The following is a 20,427-nucleotide window of genomic DNA, read 5'->3' as shown; positions in this document are numbered from 1 at the left end:
GACAACCGCCTTCCAGCAACCATCCCAATCCGCCGCCACAGTTCCATCTGAAACTCTAGAGCGAAGGACATCGTCGCCAGCAGCGCCGCCGCCCTCGTCAGTGATCGGGCTTATAGACCCTACCCCTTTTCTAAGTCAACAGCACCATCACAAAAAAATCAAAAAAACAGCCAACATGCTGAAAGATAAGGGCGATTTACTTTCTGTGTCTAGAAGCGCGGTTTACGGCCGCACAAACCCTGCGGTTAGGACGTCGATCGAGGCCGGGATTGAGCGTGTTATCTCATAGGTAGCGAAATAGCCTGCCACAATCCACGGTCGCATATGGAACAAGGTGCGGGTGTCAGGGGTTCTGAGTATAACCCAAGGAGGGCAGCATGGCCAACGAAGACAATAAAAGCTCGATCAGCAAGGATATCGCATCCCTTCAACAGGACATCACGCGGCTGCAGAAGCTCGTCGCCGCGCGCGGTGCGGAAGCCTATAGCGAGGTCAGCGACCGCGCGGGGCGAGCCTACGATGCGGCGGCCCCAGCCGCGCGAAACGCCATCACCCGCATCCGCTCGGAAGGCGCTGCCGCCACCGGGGCGGCCGGAGAACACATCGCGGCCACGACGACGGCGCTTTGCCTTGTCGGAGCAATCGGCTTTCTCGCCGGTTATCTTCTCGCCAGCCAATCCGCGCCTGAGCCTCGCCCTTGGTGGAACACTAGAACATGACGCGAAACGTGCGCACTGTTTTCGGACGACATGCGATTGTTTTCTGATTGAGAGACGGATTTGAGATTTTAGGTCGATGCGACCTAAAATCATCCGGCTCCAGGGAGCTTACGAGGTTTGCGTGTGAATTGCCGCGAAAGCGTGCGCGCAAACATGCGCATTTGTGGGTTTTTGGGCTTCGCGCGCGATATCTGTCGCAATATAACCAAGATCTGACGGCATCCTCCCGCGCAATAATACAAAAAGGGAGGAGCACATGGAGACGACGAGAGCGGAAAGCATTGTCGAAGTCAGTATCAACAGCGCCTTCGGGCGCCGTGCCGTCGGTATTATGAACATGCGTCAGGCGCTGGATCTGCCTGATCTGCCGAGCCTGACCTATACACATCCCGATCCCCAGAAGGCGGCCGAGGGCGTTGTCGTAAGCCGCAGGGAATTGGAGCGCTTCATCCACCGCTGCTAGGATGACATGCCTCATATAATAGTGGACCAATCGCTCCGGATCGCCAGTCGCGGGCGCGAGCGGATTCGGTAGCGCGCCATCGCCTACCACATCGCCCGGACCAAACGAACTCCCTCTTCATCATCGACGCCATCCGGCACGCCCGGATGACAGCCAATATTTGCGCCGCGGCTTTCCCCATGCCAAAGAGATCGTCGGCTTGCCGCGAAAGCGGCAGACATGCTCTGCCTCGCGAATGGGAAAGCAACGGGAAGCGCGACGTGAATCGAAAAAAGCCTCAGCAGCCCCGCGCCACGCCGAAGACAGCACCGCCCACGAACGCCGGCGGCAAGCGGGTGACGTTGCCGCGCGCCCTCTCGAAGCTCGGCTTTTGTTCCCGCACACAGGCCGAGACGCTGATCGCCGCGGGGCGCGTCAGCGTCGACGGTCGGCCCGTCACCGATCCATCCGCTTGGGTGGACCTCGACGGCATGTCGATCACCGTCGACGGAGCGGCGATCGCGGCCGAACAGAAACTCTATCTCATGCTCAACAAGCCGCGGGGGCTGGTGACGACGCGCCACGATCCTGAAGGGCGGCCCACGGTCTACGACTGCCTCAATGATTTTCAAGGCCGGCATCTGTCGCCGGTCGGGCGCCTCGACAAGGCGAGCGAAGGCTTGCTGCTGTTTACCAACGACACGGTTCTCGCCCAAGCCCTGCTCGACCCGGTGACCCATGTCGCAAAAACCTATCATGTGCAGATCAACCGGACGGTGGACGATAGGTTGCTTGCCATGATGACCGAGGGGCTGACGGTCGACGGCGAATTGCTGACGGCAAGTGCGGCGCGGCCGATCCGCTCCGGTGAGAAGAACGCCTGGATAGAGGTCGAATTGCGGGAAGGCCGCAACCGGCAGATCCGGCGCATGCTGGAAGCGCTCGGCATCGAATGCCTGCGGCTCGTGAGGATCGCGATCGGCAACCTCGTGCTTGGTGATCTCGGCAAGGGCGCGGTCCGGGAGCTGACGGAACGCGAGGTGCTGGAGCTTCGCGCTGAAGCCGGCCGAAAAGGGAACTCTGCGCAATGAACTGCACGCCTGAGTCCCCCCACGAGTTCTGGCAGGTGCTCAATCCACCCGGCAATCTTTCGCGGCATGGGCCGTTTCGGGATTTTTACGTGGCTGAGTTGCCGGACGGGCGGCAATTGGCACTGCCCATCCGGCCACTTGCGGGCGGCGCGGAAGCGCTTGCCTCTCTCATCATCAACCAAGCGAGCTTTGCCGTGCAGGAGGCTCTGGCGGTTGCACTTGCAGAGCGGATCGCGGGCCAGGAAATCGACGTGGTCGTCGGCGTGCCAACGCTCGGCCTGACATTGGCGAGCGCCGTGGCGCAGAAGCTCGGACACTCACGCTACGTACCGCTCGGCACATCGCGCAAATTCTGGTATCGCGACGAGCTTTCCGTGCCGCTGTCTTCGATCACCACGCCCGCCCAGCTTAAAAGACTTTATATAGACCCCCGAATGCTGCCGCTCTTGAGCGGCCGGCGCGTGGCGCTGATCGATGACGTGATCTCCAGCGGCGCTTCGATCGCAGCCGGTCTTCGCCTCATGGACGTCTGTGGCATCGAACCCCTTGCCATCGGCGCAGCCATGCTGCAATCGGATCGCTGGCGCGAACGGCTCGACGCGCTGGATGGTAAGTGGAGCGGTCGCGTTGCCGCTGTATTCGCGACGCCGCTTTTGACGTGGACGGCCGATGGTGGCTGGACCGCTGTCGGGTGAGACCCGCAACGGGACTATACAGAAGCGCGCCAAAAGCTACACTCTCCTCGCAAAGCATCATTATCTTCCTCTTCGGGGCGGACCTCTTGCATGTCGTTTGAGCAAGCTGCTCTTCTCATCCTCCTTGGCGGGATGCTGGTGCTTTTTGCCCTTGAACGCCTGCGGATCGAGGTCGTGGCCATTATCGGGTTGTTTGCCGGTTATGCCCTCGGGCTCTACCCGCGCGAGGCGATTTTTTCCGGTTTCTCAAGCCCCGTCACCATCACCGTCATCGAAATCCTCTTGATCGTCCAGGTGCTCGCCCGTACGCGCATCGTCGACGCGCTAACCGATCGGCTGATCGCGGCCGAGCAGCGATCCTTTGCGACGATCGCCGCGCTTGCCGGCGCTACCGCCTTCATCTCGATTTTTATGAACAATATAGGCGCCTACGCGCTTGCGCTGCCGGCAGCGCTGCGTCTCGGCGAATTGCCCGCGACATCGCGGAGGCAGCTGCTGATGCCGGTCTCATTTGCCGCGCTCCTTGGCGGCCTCGTCTCGCTGATCGGCACGCCGGCCAATCTTCTCGTCAGCCGGGCCTTGGAAAAACAGACCGGGAAAGGCTTCCATTTTTTCGATTTCGCCTATGTCGGCCTGCCCGTCGCGGTGGTCGGCGTGCTGCTGCTGGCGGTCCTCTTGCCGCGCCTCTTCCCACCGGAACCGGTAAGCACGGACGAGACGCCCGACCGACTTTCGCAGGCCCGCTCCTTCATTGCGGAACGAAGAGTGCCGGCTGGGTCGCCGCTGGTCGGTCTTCCGTTGGAGCGATTGCCTGGCGCCTTCGGGCTAGAGGCGTATGCGGTGATCCGAGAAGAGCGCTTCGTTTTCGGCGAGCGAGGAAAGATCGCCATCGGTGCGAACGATCTCTTGGTGTTGGAAGCGGCGGAAAATACCCTCCGCGACCTCGATGCCAGCGGCGCGCTTGCCAGCGAGCAGCGTATCGATGCGATCAAGCCGGATCTTTCTCGCGGCGAGGCCGTCATCATGCCGGAGAGCACGCTCGTCGGATCCCGTATTCGCTCGCTCGACGTCTTCCATTCGCGTGGGGTAGCGGTGACCGGGCTTTCCACGCGCTCGCGGCGGATAGAGGGCCGCTTCGCCGATCTTCGCCTGTCGATCGGCGACATCCTGCTGCTGGAGGGTCCGCACGGTGCCATCTCCGACGCACTCGAGGAATGCGAATGCCTGCCGCTCGCTTCCCATGACACGCGTCCCCCGCGGCATCGTTCCTGGCTTCCCATCGGCCTCTTTGCCGGCGGCATCCTGTCCACGGCGCTAGGTCTGACCCCGCCCGAAATCAGCTTTGCCGGCGTCATCCTGGCCATGGCATTGGTCAACCTCATCCAGCTCAGGCAAGCGCTATCGGATATCGACTGGCCCATCATCATCATGCTCGCGGCAATGATTCCGCTTGGCGCGGCGGTGGCCACGACCGGCACCGCCGACATGCTCGCCACGTCGCTCGGCGCCTATCTTCCTGTCGACCGGCCGGGTGTGGGCGTCGCGCTCGTCCTGTTTCTCGGCGTCGCCATTACGCCATTCGTCAACAATGCCGCGGTGGCGATCATTCTCGCCCCTGTTGCCTTCGAACTGGCGGCAAAGGCAGGTCATCCTCCACAGGCCTATCTGATCGCGGTCGCCATCGGCGCATCCGTCGATTTCCTGACGCCCTTCGGCCATCACAACAACACGCTGACCATGAGCATCGGGCCCTATCGATTTGTCGACTTCCTGCGCGCCGGCCTGCCGCTGACGCTGGTCAGCTATGGGCTTGCGCTCGCTCTGATCTACCTTGTCTGGCTCTGAGTGACAGATTTCGAGCCGGTGCATCATCCCTTCTTCAAATCGATTCCGATTTGAAGGGTAATGCGCTAGCTTGACATCGCGGGTCAGCGATCTATGGGTCAGGCCTGAGGCGCCCGATGGTGGGGCGCATAAGCGGACGGGTGGTCACGTTGCGAATTCTTTCTGAAGCCCATTTCCCGGAATTGCCGAACTACTACCGCGGCAAGGTACGCGAGAATTACGACCTGCCCGACGGGCGCCGCATTATCATCAGCACCGATCGGCTGAGCGCCTTCGACCGTATCCTGACCTGCATCCCCTATAAGGGTCAGGTGCTGACCCAGACCGCCCGCTATTGGTTCGAGGAAACCAAGGATATCTGCCCCAATCACGTGATCGGCTATCCGGACCCGAACGTCGTCGTTGGCAAGCGCCTCGACATCCTGCCGGTCGAGATCGTCGTGCGCGGCTATCTGGCGGGCACCACGGGTACCTCGATCCTCACACTCTATAAGAAGGGTGAGCGCGACATGTACGGCATACACCTGCCGGACGGCATGCGCGCCAACCAGATCCTGCCGCAGCCGATCATCACGCCAACGAGCAAGGCCTTCGATGGCGGGCACGACGAGCCGCTGACGCCGACCGAGATCGTGGACGGCGGCCTTCTCAGCGCTTCGCAATGGCAGACGCTTTCGACCTATGCGCTTGCGCTGTTTGCACGAGGCCAGGAGATCGCGCGCCGGCGTGGCCTTATCCTCGTCGATACGAAATACGAGTTCGGCACCGACGAAAACGGCACGATCATTCTCGCGGATGAGATCCATACTCCCGACAGCAGCCGCTACTGGCTGGCGGACAGCTACGCCGCAAGCTTTGAGAAGGGCGAGCGCCCTGCAAGCTTCGACAAGGATTTCGTCCGCGCCTGGGTCGCTGATCGTTGCGACCCTTACAAGGACGAGATACCGGAAATTCCCGCCGAGCTGATCGAGCAGACATCGAAGGTCTATATCAAGGCATTCGAAGCCATCACCGGCGAGGCCTTCGTGCCGGACGACCGGGAAGAGACGCCGCGTGCCAGGATCCGCACAAACCTTTCCGACTATTTCCCGAAAACTTGAACGGACACGCCGAAGGCTCTGGGCCACCTGCGGTTTTCAATGATGGTCGCGTGCCCCCGCGCGCTGCCGCAGATCGTGCCTTGCCGCATCGGCGCCTTCTTAGGGAGCGGTAGCAATTGCTTTGATGCAACACTCGGCGGTTTTCTTTAGCAAAAGCTGTCGCAGGAAGCCATCATGCGCGCATTCGCGCCCGGGTGCGCCTAAAAGGTACTGTGCGTTTTCAAAACTCGTTGCTAGATTGCGCGCAACTGCTTCGCCTCGGTTTTAGGCGGGCGGCGGAGGCTGCCACGGAGTCTTTAAGGCGCCGTTAAAGGTCCTCCCCTAGTGTGACATTAATTGTGGGAAGAAGTGATGGTATCGATTCGTACTGCCGCCCCCGCCTTGCTGCTTATTCTGGCAGGCTGCGTTAGTGGGCCAGACCATAAGCCTCCGGAAATGCCGCTTTCGGCCAAGTTTTCGGAAGGCGGCAGCAAGCCGACCCAAGACGTCGCGGGTACCAAATGGTGGAGCGCGTTCCGCGATCCACGCCTCGATTCCCTGGTCGGCCAAGGCATCGGCGAAAACCTGACCGTTCTCCAGGCGCTGGAGCGCATCAACGCCGCCCAGTCCAGTGTGACCGTTGCCGGCGCCGGCTCTCTTCCTAGCCTGCTTGTCGGAGCATCCCAGACCACCAGCGGCGAAATGGGCAATCTGCGTACGCCAACAGGAACCGTAAACACTTCTGGTAGCAATGTCGGCGCTACGTGGCTGCTCGATCTCTTCGGTCAGTATCGCCGCGCCCGCGAAGGTGCATTGGCGCAGGTCGACGCTGCCTACGCGACGGCCGACATATCGCGCCTCACCTTTTTGCAGGATCTCGTCTCCAGCTATATCGACGCCCGCTTCTTCCAGGCTCGTATCGCGATTTCGCAGGACAACCTCAAATCCCGCCGCGAAACGCTCGAACTCACCAAGTTCCAGCTTGAAGCGGGCGCTGCGTCCCGTCTCGACGTCGTGCAGGCGGAAGGCCTCGTCAACTCTACGCTCGCGGAAATTCCAGGGCTGGAGATCAGCTACCGCCAATCGGTACATCACATTGCAACGCTGCTCGCGGTCCCGTCCTCTCAGATCATCGCGGAGCTGCAGAGAAGCTCTGGCCAGCCGGTCTTCCGTGGCAATGTCAGCTCCGGCGTACCGGCCGATCTCATTCGCAACCGGCCGGACATTCGCAAGGCCGAGCGCGACCTGGCAAGCGCTACCGCTCAGATAGGCGTTGCCGAGGCGCAGCTCTTTCCGACCATTTCGCTCAGTGGCTCAATCGCTCCGACCTACGTCCATACATCGGGTTCGCATGGTGGTCTTACCACCTGGTCGTTCGGCCCGACGCTTACCCTGCCGATCTTCGACGGCGGACTGTTGCGCGCCAACGTTCAGATCGCCCAATCTGGCGCCCGCGAGCAATACCTAGTTTGGAAGCAGACGGTACTCACCGGCGTCGAGCAGGTGGAAAACAATCTTTCGGCGATCAAGCGCGACGCGCAGATCGTCTCGGCGCTGCGTGCAACGGTGAAGTCGAACCAGGAAGCGCTCGAACTTTCGACCGCCAGCTACAAGGACGGCGCCTCCTCGCTGCTCGACGTGTTGGACGCCCAGCGCAACGTTTCCGTCGCCCAGGCGGCACTCGCACAGTCGGTGCAGCAGACAGCCCGCGACTACGTCGCCCTCAACGTTGCCATCGGCTCCGGCTACGTGGCGGTATCCAACGAAGCCAAGCCGACGAGAGTGGCTGCCGCTTCAGCAGGGGCCGCAACGAAGTAAGCGCGGATTTATGTATGAGAATTCAAACCGCCGCGGCCCTGCCGCGGCGGTTTTTTCGTGCGCGGATCTGCAATCGTAAGAAGGCGGTAGCGCTCGAAAGAAAACAAAAAAGGCCGGGTTTAACCGGCCTTTCGTCATCCACTTCACATCAGTGCCAGTACATCCGTGGTCAAAGGGAAAGCGGAATTCGCAGCCAGAATGCGGAAGAATTGTTAACAGTACGTCAACGTCATTCCACACCCAAAAAGGGAAACGGCCCACGACACTTCGGGTCGCGGCTCGATACCGGCTGCATGACTTGAAGCCTATATCGGTGCCGATTGGGCTTTTTTCAAGGCCCGTCACGACAATTCTGATCTTACATGCGTTTGGCGCACGCGTGACGCGTCAGCGACTGCTCGCACCCAGCAGCCGTTCACGCCAGGGACGAGGCCCTGCCGATCACTGCGTCTTCAAATGCGCTTCCCTGGTCGCCGAGATAAAGAGCTCGCGCGCCTCCTCGGCGGATCTGCGGCCAGCCACGGCCGCCCGGCAAACGCTGCGAGCGGCTACATAGAGCGGTCCGCGCCGATCCGGCCAAAGATTGGCGAGGCAGTTCAGTGCTTCCGAAGGGCCTTGCACCATTTGAGCGCTGCCTGGAGCGAATCCGACCTCGATAGGGCTGCTCCATTTGATGTCATACATAAATATCTCCTCCTCTCGCACTGCCAAATCCTCCACCGTCAATGACGGTTATGGCTGGCAATATAGCAACGAAAGGAACTGGCGAAAATATGGCGGATCTAAAAAGCAGGACTGCGATCCGCGTTGCTCAGATTTTGAGCGCTCTTCACTGCAGTCGAAGCGTCATGCCGGTTCCAGCATCCCGAAAACCGCGACAAGAGCGACCACGACGACTGCCAGAGCGATTTCAGCGAGGCAGGAGCGGCGCATGGCAGCCAGCGCGGTCGACCGGTTTCCGGTCATCGCCGGGACGAGCAAATAGCGATTGACGACGGCCAGCACCAACATGAGCGCGACCAAGCCAATCTTTGCCGCAAGCAGCGCCTGATACGGCGACGTCCAGTCGGTGGGCACCTGACCCACGATCAGCGCCGTATTCACCGCGCCCGAAACCACCACCACCGCCACGACGACGTGGCCCACCGTCGAAAAGCGCCTGAGCGCCACCTGAGCATCGGCCTGCCACTGAGGCTGCTGCGCCAAGCGTAGCAGCGGAACCAGCCCGACCAAGCCCCCGAGCCAGCCGCCCGCCGCGAGAAGATGTGTGACGTCGTTGGCACGCTGGAGGGTCTGGCGCCAGCCTTCGGCCATCGAGGCGTGGCCTGCGAACACCAGGGCGGCCAGGCCGAGGCCCGCGCCAAACGCGATCGCCGAACAGCGCTTGCGCTGGGGAACGGCGAACGCCAGGCATAGAACGAGCGTCGCTGCGATCTGAGCAAACCACGCCTGTCCAACCGTCGTCGAAAACAGGACGTCACGGAGGATGCGGGTATCGAGCGCGTCAGGCCAATCGCCGGCGATCCCGGCCGCTTCAAGCGGCAGTGCGAGCACCGCCGTCGCAAGCGCCAGAAGGACAGCGGCCGCCGGAGCCGCGCCGAACCCCTGCCATATCCGGCCGCCCAGCGCTGCCGGCGTCAAAAATGCCAGAAACGCTGAAACACCCCACAGGCCCATGAGCGGCAGGTCATGAAGGAAGCGGCAGACCGCGAGCGCTGTGTCGGGAGTGATCAAGGCTTGAGGGTGAAGCTATAATTGCCCTTCGTCTTGTGGCCATCGGCGGAAAGCACGTGCCATTCGACGGTATAGGTTCCCGCCTCGAGTGTCTCGGCAACAGGCAGCATCATCATCTTGTTGCCCTCCATCAGCATCGGTTCTCCCAATTTCACCTCGGACTTGTCCGACGCTACGAGCGTTGCGCCGCTGAATTTCAGGTTCAATGCTTCCGAGAAGGTCAGATCGATTTCCGTGGGCGACGTTGCAATGACGCTCTTGTCCGCGGGGTCCGCGACAGTGAGGTGCGCATGGGCTGAGGCCGTGCCTGAAAGCGCCATCGTCATCGCCAAGGCAAAGCCGAATGTCGCGGTAGATCTGATCATGAATTCTTCCTCGAAAGCGCTTGCCGAGCCGGCTTGAACGGACCGACAGCAGATTGCGCGAATCGGTGCCGACCGCAAGCCCTCGCCTTCGTGACGCTATGCCGCAATTGACCCGGCGCCGCCTGCCAGCGATGAAGCATGAACCGCCCTTGCCACATGAAGCGGCTTGCGCGCAAAATGGCTCATCAGACGGCGGGAGTGCCGCTTGAGCGGCCACGTGATGCGAAAGAGAAGATATGCCAATGGCAGGAAGTCCGACCCGCTTGGGGAGCGACCGCACAAACAGCCTGCCGACGCGCCGCCGCCTGGCGCTCGATATATCCGAAACGCCAACATATGCGATCGGCGACGTACACGGCTGCTACGACCAGCTGATCGAGATGGAGGAGCGGCTGGTCGCGGATGCCTCTCGCCTTCCGGGCCGCAAGCTGATCATCATGCTCGGGGATTTCATCGACCGCGGGCCCTACTCAGCGCGGGTGATCGCGCATCTGATGCGTCCGCCCCCAGCCGATTTCGACCGCATCTGCCTGACCGGCAACCACGAAATTGCCATGCTCGCCTATGTCGATGACGAGATGTCACTGGAGAGCTGGCTTCAACTCGGCGCGGAGAAGACGCTCAACTCCTATGGGCTGGATCCCACACATCTCGAGCGGCAATATCCGTCACAAAAGAATCTCGACGCCTTCATTCGCGGCTCGCTGCCCGCCGACCACATCGACTTCCTTCGCGATCTGCCCATTCTGGTGGAAACGCCGACGGCGCTTTTCGTGCATGCCGGCATCGATCCGGAGCTGCCGATCGCCGAGCAGTCCGAGGCAGATCTCGTCTTCATCCGCTCACGCTTCTTCAATAGCCCGCTGGCGCTGCCGAAGCTGATCATTCATGGACATACGCCGGTCAAAGCGCCTGAAACCGGTCGTCTGCGCCTCAACATCGACACAGGTGCTTTTGCTACCGGCAAGCTGACGGCCGCGCGGCTTTGGGGCGGTCGCGTCCATGTCACATCGACATGAGCGCAGCCGGCTAGCCGCTATCGCGACTGAAGATCCGATGGCACGATCGACGGCACGCGCGTGGCGAGCCCGATTTTTTGCCGCGCCACCGGCGCCTCGGCGAGGCCCGCCACATGGCTGCGCCTTGCCGAAAGCAGCATGAGGACGAGGCACAGCACATAGCCGGCCTGCAACAAGAACGCGGAAATGGCCGTATGGACCGCGGCAGACCACAGCGAACCCGTCCGCATATAGATGACGACCAATACGACCGACAGTACGGCCAGCATGCTTGTAAGAAAACGACGGGCGCCCATCGAAACCCCCTCGAAGAGATCTGCACGACAGATCCGGGAGCCGAACTCCCCGGCTCGCTCTCGAGCTTATATTTCCAAAGGCTTTAATTCAACGTCGCGCCCCGGTCTGCGGAGTTTAGTCACAGAATAACCTGAGACTGTTGCAGTCTTGCACTTGCCGTCATTTGTACGACAAATATTAATTTTGCATTGCACAAAATATTTATTGCGCTAGCGAGAATGTTTTACCGGCGACAATGCTTTTATATCGCCGGCGATCTTTTTGCGTGGACGGGCGTAAAGCAATAAGGCCGCATGACAATACGGCCTTATTGCTGATTGCCGGCTATACATTGCCGATGCAGAGATACTTCATTTCCAGATAATCGTCGGCGCCGTGGCGCGAGCCCTCGCGGCCCAGTCCCGATTGCTTGATGCCGCCGAAGGGTGCCGCTTCCGAAGACATCAGACCGGTATTGATGCCGACCATGCCGTATTCCAGCGCTTCCGCCACGCGCCAGACATTCTTGAGATCTCCGGCGTAGAAATAGGCGGCCAAACCGAACTCGGTATCATTGGCCTCAGCAATCACGTCGTCGACGGTGTCGAAGCGGAAGAGCGGCGCGACCGGACCGAATGTCTCTTCCCTTGCGACCTTCATGCAGCGGTCGACGCCGGTCAATACCGTCGGCGCGAAGAAGGTGCCCGGACCGTCGATGCGGTTGCCGCCGAGCGCGACGTCGGCGCCCTTGGCGACGGCATCACGGACGTGGTCCACCGCCTTGGCGATCCCCTGCTCGTCGATCAGCGGCCCAATGACGACACCGGGCTTGAAGCCGTCGCCGACGGAAAGCTCACGAACCTTCGCGATAAGCTTTTGCGCAAAAGCATCGTATACATTGGACTGGACATAGATCCTGTTGGCGCAGACGCAGGTCTGTCCGGCATTGCGGTATTTCGAAACGAGCGCGCCCTCGACGGCTGCATCCAGGTCGGCGTCGTCGAAGACGATGAAGGGCGCATTGCCGCCGAGCTCGAGGCTGACCTTCTTGATCTGGTCGGCGCACTGGCGCATCAGGATGCGACCGACCTCCGTCGAGCCGGTGAAGCTGATCTTGCGCACCTTGTCGTTGCCGCAGAGTTCGCGTCCGATCGCCGGGCCGTCGAGGCCGACGACGACGTTGAATAGGCCGGCGGGCAGGCCCGCCTGTTCGGCAAGCACGGCAAGCGCGATGGCCGACAGCGGGGTCTGTTCGGCGGGCTTCGAAACGACGGCGCAGCCGACGGCAAGCGCGGGCGCGACCTTGCGGGCGATCATCGCCGCCGGAAAATTCCATGGCGTGATGGTGCCGACGACGCCCACCGGCTGACGGATGACCAGCATGCGCTTGTCGGCCTGTGCGGCCGGAATGGTTTCGCCATAGATCCGCTTTGCCTCTTCCGCAAACCATTCGACATAGGAAGCGGCGTAGAGGATTTCGCCACGGGCATCGGCGAGCGGCTTACCCATCTCGGCCGTCAGGATCGCCGCCAGTTCGTCGGCGTTGGCGACCATCAGGTCGTACCAGCGGCGCAGCACTGCGCTTCGCTCCTTGGCGGGGCGAGCCGCCCAGGCGCCTTGCGCCGCGTGTGCTGCCTCGATTGCCGCCCTTGTATCGAGAGCGCCCATATCCGGCAGCGACGCCAGCACTTCTCCGGTCGCGGGGTTCAGAACATCGAAAGTCTCCGTCGCGGTTCCGGACGTCCAGACACCGTTGATGAAACCGGCGTCGCGCAGGAACCTGCTGGAGGCGACGTGGCGTGTGAGAGCTTCGGTAAAGGGCATGGTGGAACTCCAGGATATCTGCCGTTCGGTCGCGAACGGATTGGCATGCATGGGCACGAAAGAGGGCATCCCGCTTTCAGCTCAACTGAAAGCGGGGGAAAATGCCCGTATTTGGGGCGCTGGACGGTTACTTGCCGGCGCGCGCCTCGACGATCGAGGCTTCGAGAATATCCAGCGCCTCGTTGAAGACGTTGTCCTGGATGGTGATCGGCGCAAGGAAGCGGATGACGTTGCCGTGAACGCCGCAGGTGAGCAGGATCAGGCCCTTTTCGAGCGCGATCAGGCGAACCTTGTTGGCGAATTCCGCGCTCGGCAGCTTTGTGGTCACATCGTTGAACTCCACGGCGTTCATGAAGCCGGGGCCGCGGATGTCGACGATTTCCGGCGCCTTGTCGCGGATTGATTCCAGGCGCTGCTTCAGGCGGTTGCCAAGCTGGTTGGCGCGCTCGCAAAGGTTCTCGTCCTTGATCACGTCGAGCACCGCATGGGCTGCCGCGACCCCGATCGGGCTACCGGCGTAGGTGCCGCCTAGGCCGCCTGGGCCGGGCGCATCCATGATCTCGGCGCGGCCGGTGACGGCTGCGATCGGGAAGCCGCCGCCGAGACCCTTGGCCATCGTGACGAGATCGGCAGCGACGCCATGGTGTTCCATCGCGAAGAGCTTGCCGGTACGAGCAAAGCCTGTCTGTACTTCATCGGCAATGAGAAGCATGCCGTGCTGGTCGCAAAGCTCGCGGATCTGCTTGATGAAGGTGGTCGGCACCGGATAGAAGCCGCCCTCGCCCTGCACCGGCTCGATGATGATGGCAGCAACGCGGTTCGGATCGACGTCGGCCGCGAAAAGGCGTTTCAGCGCGGCAAGCGACTGCTCAGCCGTCACGCCCTGCAGCTCGACCGGGAACGGCACGTGGTAGACGTCGCCCGGCATGGCGCCGAATCCTACCTTGTATGGTACGACCTTGCCGGTGAGTGCCATGCCCATGAAGGTGCGGCCGTGGAAACCGCCGCCGAAGGCGATGACGGCCTGGCGGCCGGTAGCGGCACGGGCAATCTTGACGGCGTTTTCGACGGCTTCGGCGCCGGTCGTGACGAAGATCGTCTTTTTCGCGAAATTGCCGGGTGTCAGCTGGTTCAGGCGCTCGGCGAGTTCGACATAGTTTTCGTAAGGAACGACCTGATGGCAGGTGTGGGTGAAGCGATCGAGCTGGGCCTTCACCGCCTCGATCACCCGCGGATGGCGGTGGCCAGTGTTGACCACGGCAATGCCAGCGGCGAAATCGATGTAGCGACGACCTTCCTTGTCCCAGATTTCGGAATTTTCCGCGCGGTCGGCATAGATCTGAGTGGTCATGCCCACGCCGCGAGAGATGGCGGCATTCTTGCGATCTGTGAGGGGGCTCGTGGTCATCTGGGCGCTCCTGCGCTGAAGGTGAATCGGAATTATCTTGCAGAAGTGCTGTAAGACATCTAAGAAAGTCCTACATTTTTCCTGCAAGAATTCAAGCGACTTTTTTGAACCTGCGCCGCTCGCAAGGCGAGGGTTCGCATCCAAGCGTAGAACCATGCTAAGCAAGAGAAAAGACGAGAATCGGGGAACCGCTGCATGAACGGCAACGAGCCGGTCCGCTACAAGGTGGCGGAAGCCGCACGCCTGGCCGGCGTATCGGCCTCGACGTTGAGACTATGGGAAAGCCAGGGCCTTGTCGTCCCCTTGCGCTCGGAAACCGGTCATCGGCAGTATAGCACGGACGATGTCGCGCGGCTGAAGCGGATATCCTGGTTTCGGGCCGAACGCGGGCTCAATCCCGCGGCCATCCGCGAGGCGCTCGAACTGGAGGACGCGACCGGGCCGGCCACAGACGGTGGCGATGCCAGCCTGCCGTCCGAGATCGGCCGCAGGCTGAGGTCACTGCGTCACGCGGCGGGCAAGACCCTCGACCAGGTCGCCTCGGATGTCGGCATCACCGCCTCGACGCTGTCGACCCTGGAACGGACCTCGCAAGGGGTGAGCTTCAAGACACTGCACGACCTTGCCGACTACTACGGCACCACGGTCTCCCGCCTCTCCGGTGAGGAGAGCGATATCGCTCCGGCCCTGGTGCGGGCCGGCGAATGGCGAACGTGGCCGGCGACGACGCCGGGCGTGACGGTGCAGATCCTGGCGCAGGGCCAGACAGTGATGGATTGCCACCGCTTCGTGCTGGCGCCCGGCGCGACCAGCGAAGGCGCATACCGCCATGACGGCGAGGAGTTCATCCATGTGCTCTCGGGGCGGCTGGAACTCGTGCTCGATGCCGACCAGTTCTTCGATCTCGCGCCCGGGGACTCGCTTTATTTCGAAAGCCGCCGCTATCATTCCTGGCGTAACCGCCACGACGGCGAGACCATTCTCATCTGGGTCAATACCCCGCCGACTTTTTGACGATTGCGGGAAAAGTGGGACACGAATTCCATACGAAATCGAGCATGCTTCAGGCTGCCCTTTTCGGCTGGAAAGCAACCGGCGCTGTATCGCCGCGCTCCGCTCTGCGCTATAGCGGGCTAAAAGAGCGATCGACAGACGAGACGGAGACTTTCATGGCTGCCACCATCCGCTACCACGAAGGCGACATTTCCGCCGCCGACGCCGCGCGCTACACCGGCGCGATTGCGATCGATACCGAAACGCTCGGGCTGGTGCCCCGCCGCGATCGGCTCTGCGTGGTGCAGTTGTCGCCGGGCGACGGCTCAGCCGACGTCATCCGTATCGCCGCCGGTCAGACCGAGGCGCCCAATCTCGTCGCCATGCTGGCCGACCCCACGCGGCAAAAGATTTTTCATTTCGGCCGTTTCGATATCGCCGTCCTGTTTCACACCTTCGGGGTCACGACGACGACGGCATTCTGCACGAAGATCGCCTCGCGTCTCTGCCGCACCTACACCGACCGTCACGGCCTCAAGGACAATCTGAAGGAAATGTTGGAGATCGACATCTCCAAGGCGCAGCAGTCGTCGGACTGGGCGGCCGCCACGCTTTCCCAGGCCCAACTCGATTACGCCGCCTCGGACGTGCTTTATCTGCACGCCCTTCGCGACAAGCTGACCGAGCGGCTGGTCCGCGACGGTCGGATCGAGCTTGCCAATGCCTGTTTCGCGTTCCTGCCGACGCGCTCCAAGCTCGATCTTCTCGGCTGGGAAGAGACTGATATTTTCGCGCATAGCTGATCGCTCGGTCGAAGCTCTTTCGATCCCGTATCGCAGAGCGCCTGCCTGCGCGGGCACCGATCTCGATTTTTCGCGCCGTTGAGCGCTTATGGTTAATGATCCCTTAACCATACATTTCTATGCTTATCTCACCTGCTGCATTCGATCCGCGCCATGATGTGTGCCGCGCCGACGCTTTCGTCGGCTGGAATGCCGGGCCATGAGCCGGCCCCTATTCCCTGCCAAACGTCGACGACCTGCCAGAAGGGAGCGTAGCGTGTTGCCTCCGGTGCGTGCAGTAGCCAATACGACCGCGACCATGTCGCGCTCGACAAGTGTGACCGCCGACGTGCTCGGCAGCCTCGCGACACTCACCCCCGATGCCTCGCTGGCACAAGCGCTCGCCGCCAACGCCGAGGTCGAGGGCAAGCTCAACATTCTCCTGCTTGCCGCTCGCGAGCGGATGTTCGACAGCCTCGCGGCGGTCATCAACGCGCTCAGCCAGACGTTCAATCTGCCAAGGGATGCCGACGAGACAAGCAGCGCCTATGCTTTGCGGCTCGCCGACGCGATCACCCGCCTGACAGAACCGCAGCTTGCGCAGCTCGAACAAAAGCTGGCGGGCAAAGTGCCGATGCCGCCGTTGCCGATCGTCGCCGCGGCGATGCAGGATCCGGCCGGGGAGGCAGCCGCGCAGATCGTTGCCTACCTTGAAGTCGTCCGCTACAGGGAGCGCGATCTTGCCACCAGGGCTGTCGTCAACTCCTATGGCCTGAACGCAGGGGCATCCGAATTGCAGGATGCCATGAGGCCGACGCCTCAGCTCCCGGCCCGCATGATTGCCCAGGCCGCCCCCTCTCCACAAACGCCCACGCTTGCTTCTCGTGCCTCGCCCCCGGAGGTCCCCGCCGCTGCGAAGGCCATGGCTCTGCTCGCGGCCGACGCGAGCGTGGCAGCAGCCGCGCCGGCCGGCGGACTGCCTCCCGATCCCGCAGTCGCGATGGCAGGTAAAGGTGCAGGCCCACGTCCGGACACAGCAACGAAACCTTTCGCCCAGCCGTCCTCCACGGATACGGTCGATCCGGCTGGGGCTGGTGCGGAGCTCGCCGCGGCGTTGGAAAACGTCGATGACCCGTCCGCACCGTCGGCCGTCGTCAGCGATCGCTTGAAATCGGTCGTCCAGCGCGCCATCGCATCGGTCGGGCCCGAACTCCTCGACATCATGGCAGACCACGATCATATGGTCGAAACCGTCATGGCACAGGCGCTGGTCGCCGACATGCTGGACGATCAGGATATGGCGAAGCGGCCCCAGGATGGCGGAAGCGCGAAGGCGCCCGATCGGCTTCAGACGGCATCCTTGCCGGCGGACCGGGTCGAAGCCGGCGAGGAGCCGGCCGCTCGTCTTTTCGCGAGTGCCGCGCTCACCGGCGCTGCCCTTGCAGCCGAGCCCCCGGCATTGCCGCAGGCGCCCAACGTGGCGCTCGGGGTCCCCTTCGCGGTTGCCCAATACCTGCCGAGGGAGGATGACGAGACGGACGAGCCAGTGATCGCCATCGACCGCGTCGACCCTGTCGATGACGAAGGCGGCAGCCGGCAGCAGCAAGCATCGGACGAAGACGAGCAGGATCAGGCGCCAGAGGAAAGCGGGGGCGATGAGGCGGGCGAAGACGCATCCATCCCCGCGCCGTCCGGCCTAACGCGGGCTTTCGGCATCTATCAACGCTTGGTCGGGCGTAAATAGGCGTCGCTGCCGCCGGAGTAAAACACAAAAAAAGGCCCGCCAGATCGCTCCGGCGGGCCGTTGTCTTTTAGCGCCGCGAGGCTTATTCGCCGCCGCGGTTCTTCAGAGCAGCACCGAGGATGTCGCCGAGCGAAGCGCCGCTATCCGACGAACCGAACTGAGCGACGGCTTCCTTTTCTTCAGCGATTTCGAGCGCCTTGATGGAAAGCATGATCTTGCGGTCCTTCTTGGAGAAGTTGGTGACGCGGGCGTCGACAACCTGACCAACGGAGAAACGCTCCGGACGCTGTTCGTCGCGATCGCGAGACAGGTCTGCGCGGCGGATGAACGAGGTGATGTCTTCGTGGTTGACGAGCTTCACTTCGATGCCGCCCTCGTTGACTGCGATGACTTCGCAGGAAACGACTGCGTTCTTGCGCAGGTCGCCGGAAGCTGCTGCTTCGCCGACCGAGTCCTTGCCGAGCTGCTTGATGCCGAGCGAGATGCGTTCCTTGTCGATGTCGACGTCGAGAACGACAGCCTTGACCACGTCACCCTTGTTGTACTCCTCGATGACCTGTTCGCCCGGACGGTTCCAGTCGAGGTCGGAGAGGTGCACCATGCCGTCGACGTCGCCGTCGAGGCCGATGAACAGGCCGAATTCGGTCTTGTTCTTGACTTCGCCTTCAACTTCGGTGCCGGCCGGATGGCTATGGGCGAATGCCTGCCACGGATTTTCCAGCGTCTGCTTCAGGCCAAGCGAGATACGGCGCTTGGTCGGATCGACTTCGAGAACGACCACGTCGACTTCCTGGGTCGTGGACAGGATCTTGCCGGGGTGTACGTTCTTCTTGGTCCAGGACATTTCCGAGATGTGGATGAGGCCTTCGATGCCCGGCTCCAGCTCGACGAACGCACCGTAGTCGGTGATGTTCGTGACCGTACCGGAGATCTTCTTGCCTTCCGGATACTTGGCCTGGATGCCATCCCACGGATCGCTCTCGAGCTGCTTCATGCCGAGCGAGATGCGGTGGGTTTCCTGGTTGATGCGGATGATCTGAACCTTGACCTGCTGGCCGATGGACAGGATCTCCGACGGATGGTTGACGCGGCGCCATGCCATGTCGGTTACGTGCAGCAGGCCGTCGATGCCGCCGAGGTCGACGAACGCACCGTAATCGGTGATGTTCTTGACGACGCCGTCAACAACCTGGCCTTCTTCGAGGTTCTGAACGATTTCAGAACGCTGCTCGGCGCGGGACTCTTCCAGAACCGTGCGGCGCGAAACCACGATGTTGCCGCGGCGCTTGTCCATCTTGAGGATTTCAAAGGGCTGCGGGTTGTGCATCAGCGGGGTGACGTCGCGGATCGGACGGATGTCGACCTGGCTGCGCGGCAGGAAGGCGATCGCGCCGTCGAGATCGACGGTGAAGCCACCCTTGACCTGGTTGAAGATGACGCCTTCAACGCGCTCGCCAGCTTCGAACTTGGCTTCGAGCTTGATCCAGCTTTCTTCGCGGCGAGCCTTTTCGCGCGACAGAACAGCTTCGCCGAGGGCGTTTTCGATGCGCTCGACATAGACTTCGACTTCGTCGCCGACCTTCAGCGAACCGTCCTTGGCGCGAACGCCGAATTCCTTGAGCGCGATGCGGCCTTCAACCTTGAGGCCGACGTCGACAACAGCCGAGTCCTTCTCGATTGCCGTCACGATACCCTTGGTGACATAGCCTTCGGCCAGGTCGTTCTTGGCAAAGGATTCTTCGAGAAGGGCTGCGAAATCTTCGCGGGAGGGGGAAGTTACAGACATAAAATCTCCTGGCGCGTCCTATAATTTTGGACACACATGCGCCGGTGGGTTGGTGTTGAACAGGCCTGCCACCCAGTCCGCCCTTTTCTCGAAGGGCAATCCGGCGCGGGGACGGAATGTCAGGCTTTTTCTAAAACAGGCGGCGCGTACCGAAGCACGGAAAGCCGCTCTATTTCAGGCATGTCGGCTCAGAGCGGCGTCGATGATCGATTTTGCCGCCCGAAACGCCGCTTCTATATCCATTTCCGAGGTATCAAGCAAGTGCGCGTCTTCGGCCGGCTTCAGGGGGCTGTCGGCGCGGCCCATGTCGCGGTCGTCGCGCCGCTTCACATCCTCGAAAATCGCGCCGAAGTCGGCCTTGCCGCCCCCGGCCAGGATCTCGTCGTAACGCCGCTGGGCGCGGATTTCAGGCGCGGCCGTCACATAGAGCTTCACCGCCGCATCGGGACAAACGACGGTGCCGATGTCGCGGCCGTCGAGCACCGTGCCGGGTTCCTTTTGCGAGAAGGCACGCTGAGCCTCCACGAGAGCCCGGCGGACGGCCGGCATGACGGCGACCTTCGACGCGGCCTCCCCAATCTCGTGCCTGGCAAGGACAGAGCGATCGAGGTCGGCAAGATCGAGCGCTTGCGCGGTCCGCGCGGCGATACCCTCGTCATCAAGCGGCAGGCCGGCGTCGAGCAGGGCCTTGGCGGTCGCGCGGTAGGTGAGCCCGGTATCGAGATGGTGAAAGCCGTATTCACTGGCAATCCGGCGCGACAGTGTTCCTTTGCCGGCCGCCGAGGGCCCGTCGATTGCTATGATCAT

Annotated in this window: 20 protein-coding genes; 12 read left to right on the top strand and 8 right to left on the bottom strand. The window is 62.0% G+C overall.

What is annotated here, in order from left to right; genetic code table 11:
• The 8 genes from AB4048_RS19465 to AB4048_RS19430 form a co-directional block, all read left to right on the top strand.
• Positions 1-289: hypothetical protein (locus AB4048_RS19465; RefSeq protein WP_442203631.1), on the top strand; the 289-nt coding region annotated here is incomplete at its 5' end.
• Positions 290-377: 88 nt separating this feature from the next.
• A complete protein-coding gene (locus AB4048_RS19460) occupies positions 378-719 on the top strand; it encodes a hypothetical protein (protein ID WP_442203630.1) in 342 nt (113 codons plus the stop codon).
• Between the two features lie 256 nt (positions 720-975).
• Positions 976-1,182, top strand: coding sequence for a hypothetical protein (locus tag AB4048_RS19455; protein ID WP_442203629.1), 207 nt, complete (start codon positions 976-978; stop codon positions 1,180-1,182).
• Between the two features lie 260 nt (positions 1,183-1,442).
• Positions 1,443-2,252, top strand: a complete 810-nt coding sequence (locus tag AB4048_RS19450) for a pseudouridine synthase (RefSeq protein ID WP_442203628.1) — start codon at positions 1,443-1,445, stop codon at positions 2,250-2,252.
• Positions 2,249-2,947, top strand: a complete 699-nt coding sequence (locus tag AB4048_RS19445; RefSeq protein ID WP_442203627.1) for a phosphoribosyltransferase — start codon at positions 2,249-2,251, stop codon at positions 2,945-2,947. Before AB4048_RS19450 ends, AB4048_RS19445 begins: the two co-directional genes overlap by 4 nt.
• Positions 2,948-3,037: 90 nt before the next feature.
• A complete protein-coding gene (locus AB4048_RS19440) occupies positions 3,038-4,792 on the top strand; it encodes an SLC13 family permease (protein WP_442203626.1) in 1,755 nt (584 codons plus the stop codon).
• Positions 4,793-4,941: 149 nt separating this feature from the next.
• On the top strand, positions 4,942-5,892 hold the full coding sequence (locus AB4048_RS19435) for a phosphoribosylaminoimidazolesuccinocarboxamide synthase (protein WP_442203625.1): 951 nt from the start codon (positions 4,942-4,944) through the stop codon (positions 5,890-5,892).
• A 351-nt stretch (positions 5,893-6,243) separates the two neighbouring features.
• Positions 6,244-7,689, top strand: a complete 1,446-nt coding sequence (locus tag AB4048_RS19430; RefSeq protein ID WP_442203624.1) for an efflux transporter outer membrane subunit — start codon at positions 6,244-6,246, stop codon at positions 7,687-7,689.
• A gap of 441 nt (positions 7,690-8,130) precedes the next feature.
• Here the strand turns inward: AB4048_RS19430 and AB4048_RS19425 are convergent, their stop codons facing one another.
• From AB4048_RS19425 to copC, 3 genes are all read right to left on the bottom strand, one after another.
• Positions 8,131-8,373, bottom strand: a complete 243-nt coding sequence (locus AB4048_RS19425; RefSeq protein WP_442203623.1) for a DUF982 domain-containing protein — start codon at positions 8,371-8,373, stop codon at positions 8,131-8,133.
• Positions 8,374-8,535: 162 nt separating this feature from the next.
• Positions 8,536-9,423 carry a copper homeostasis membrane protein CopD gene (gene copD, locus AB4048_RS19420; protein WP_442203622.1) on the bottom strand — a complete coding sequence of 296 codons (888 nt, stop codon included), beginning with the start codon at positions 9,421-9,423 and terminating at the stop codon, positions 8,536-8,538.
• Positions 9,420-9,788, bottom strand: coding sequence for a copper homeostasis periplasmic binding protein CopC (gene copC / locus AB4048_RS19415; RefSeq protein ID WP_442203621.1), 369 nt, complete (start codon positions 9,786-9,788; stop codon positions 9,420-9,422). The genes copD and copC overlap by 4 nt, the downstream gene beginning before the upstream one ends.
• A gap of 242 nt (positions 9,789-10,030) precedes the next feature.
• Between copC and AB4048_RS19410 the strand changes: the two genes are divergently transcribed.
• Positions 10,031-10,807 carry a metallophosphoesterase family protein gene (locus tag AB4048_RS19410; protein WP_442203620.1) on the top strand — a complete coding sequence of 259 codons (777 nt, stop codon included), beginning with the start codon at positions 10,031-10,033 and terminating at the stop codon, positions 10,805-10,807.
• 17 nt (positions 10,808-10,824) lie between these two features.
• Here AB4048_RS19410 and AB4048_RS19405 read toward each other — a convergent pair whose 3' ends face one another.
• The 3 genes from AB4048_RS19405 to AB4048_RS19395 all read right to left on the bottom strand — a co-directional run bounded on the left by AB4048_RS19405 (position 10,825) and on the right by AB4048_RS19395 (position 14,315).
• Positions 10,825-11,103, bottom strand: a complete 279-nt coding sequence (locus AB4048_RS19405; RefSeq protein WP_442203619.1) for a hypothetical protein — start codon at positions 11,101-11,103, stop codon at positions 10,825-10,827.
• A 325-nt stretch (positions 11,104-11,428) separates the two neighbouring features.
• Positions 11,429-12,907 carry an NAD-dependent succinate-semialdehyde dehydrogenase gene (locus tag AB4048_RS19400; protein ID WP_442203618.1) on the bottom strand — a complete coding sequence of 493 codons (1,479 nt, stop codon included), beginning with the start codon at positions 12,905-12,907 and terminating at the stop codon, positions 11,429-11,431.
• Positions 12,908-13,034: 127 nt separating this feature from the next.
• On the bottom strand, positions 13,035-14,315 hold the full coding sequence (locus AB4048_RS19395; RefSeq protein WP_442203617.1) for a 4-aminobutyrate--2-oxoglutarate transaminase: 1,281 nt from the start codon (positions 14,313-14,315) through the stop codon (positions 13,035-13,037).
• Between the two features lie 195 nt (positions 14,316-14,510).
• Here AB4048_RS19395 and AB4048_RS19390 point away from each other — a divergent pair, with 195 nt between their 5' ends.
• The 3 genes from AB4048_RS19390 to AB4048_RS19380 all read left to right on the top strand — a co-directional run bounded on the left by AB4048_RS19390 (position 14,511) and on the right by AB4048_RS19380 (position 17,834).
• On the top strand, positions 14,511-15,329 hold the full coding sequence (locus tag AB4048_RS19390) for a MerR family transcriptional regulator (protein ID WP_442203616.1): 819 nt from the start codon (positions 14,511-14,513) through the stop codon (positions 15,327-15,329).
• A gap of 155 nt (positions 15,330-15,484) precedes the next feature.
• Positions 15,485-16,111, top strand: a complete 627-nt coding sequence (locus AB4048_RS19385) for a ribonuclease D (protein WP_442203615.1) — start codon at positions 15,485-15,487, stop codon at positions 16,109-16,111.
• A gap of 298 nt (positions 16,112-16,409) precedes the next feature.
• Positions 16,410-17,834 (top strand): hypothetical protein, encoded by a 1,425-nt coding sequence (locus AB4048_RS19380; protein ID WP_442203614.1) that lies wholly within the window; start codon positions 16,410-16,412, stop codon positions 17,832-17,834.
• A gap of 82 nt (positions 17,835-17,916) precedes the next feature.
• On the opposite strand, the gene rpsA is transcribed toward AB4048_RS19380, so the two are convergent.
• Entirely contained in the window at positions 17,917-19,620 is a 1,704-nt protein-coding gene (gene rpsA, locus AB4048_RS19375) for a 30S ribosomal protein S1 (RefSeq protein ID WP_442203613.1), read from the bottom strand.
• 174 nt (positions 19,621-19,794) lie between these two features.
• Positions 19,795-20,427, bottom strand: coding sequence for a (d)CMP kinase (gene cmk / locus AB4048_RS19370; RefSeq protein ID WP_442203612.1), 633 nt, complete (start codon positions 20,425-20,427; stop codon positions 19,795-19,797).

The sequence above is a fragment of the Rhizobium sp. RAF56 genome (genome assembly GCF_052113965.1).
Taxonomy (GTDB): domain Bacteria; phylum Pseudomonadota; class Alphaproteobacteria; order Rhizobiales; family Rhizobiaceae; genus Rhizobium.
This window is presented reverse-complemented; position numbering and strand designations above follow the sequence as displayed.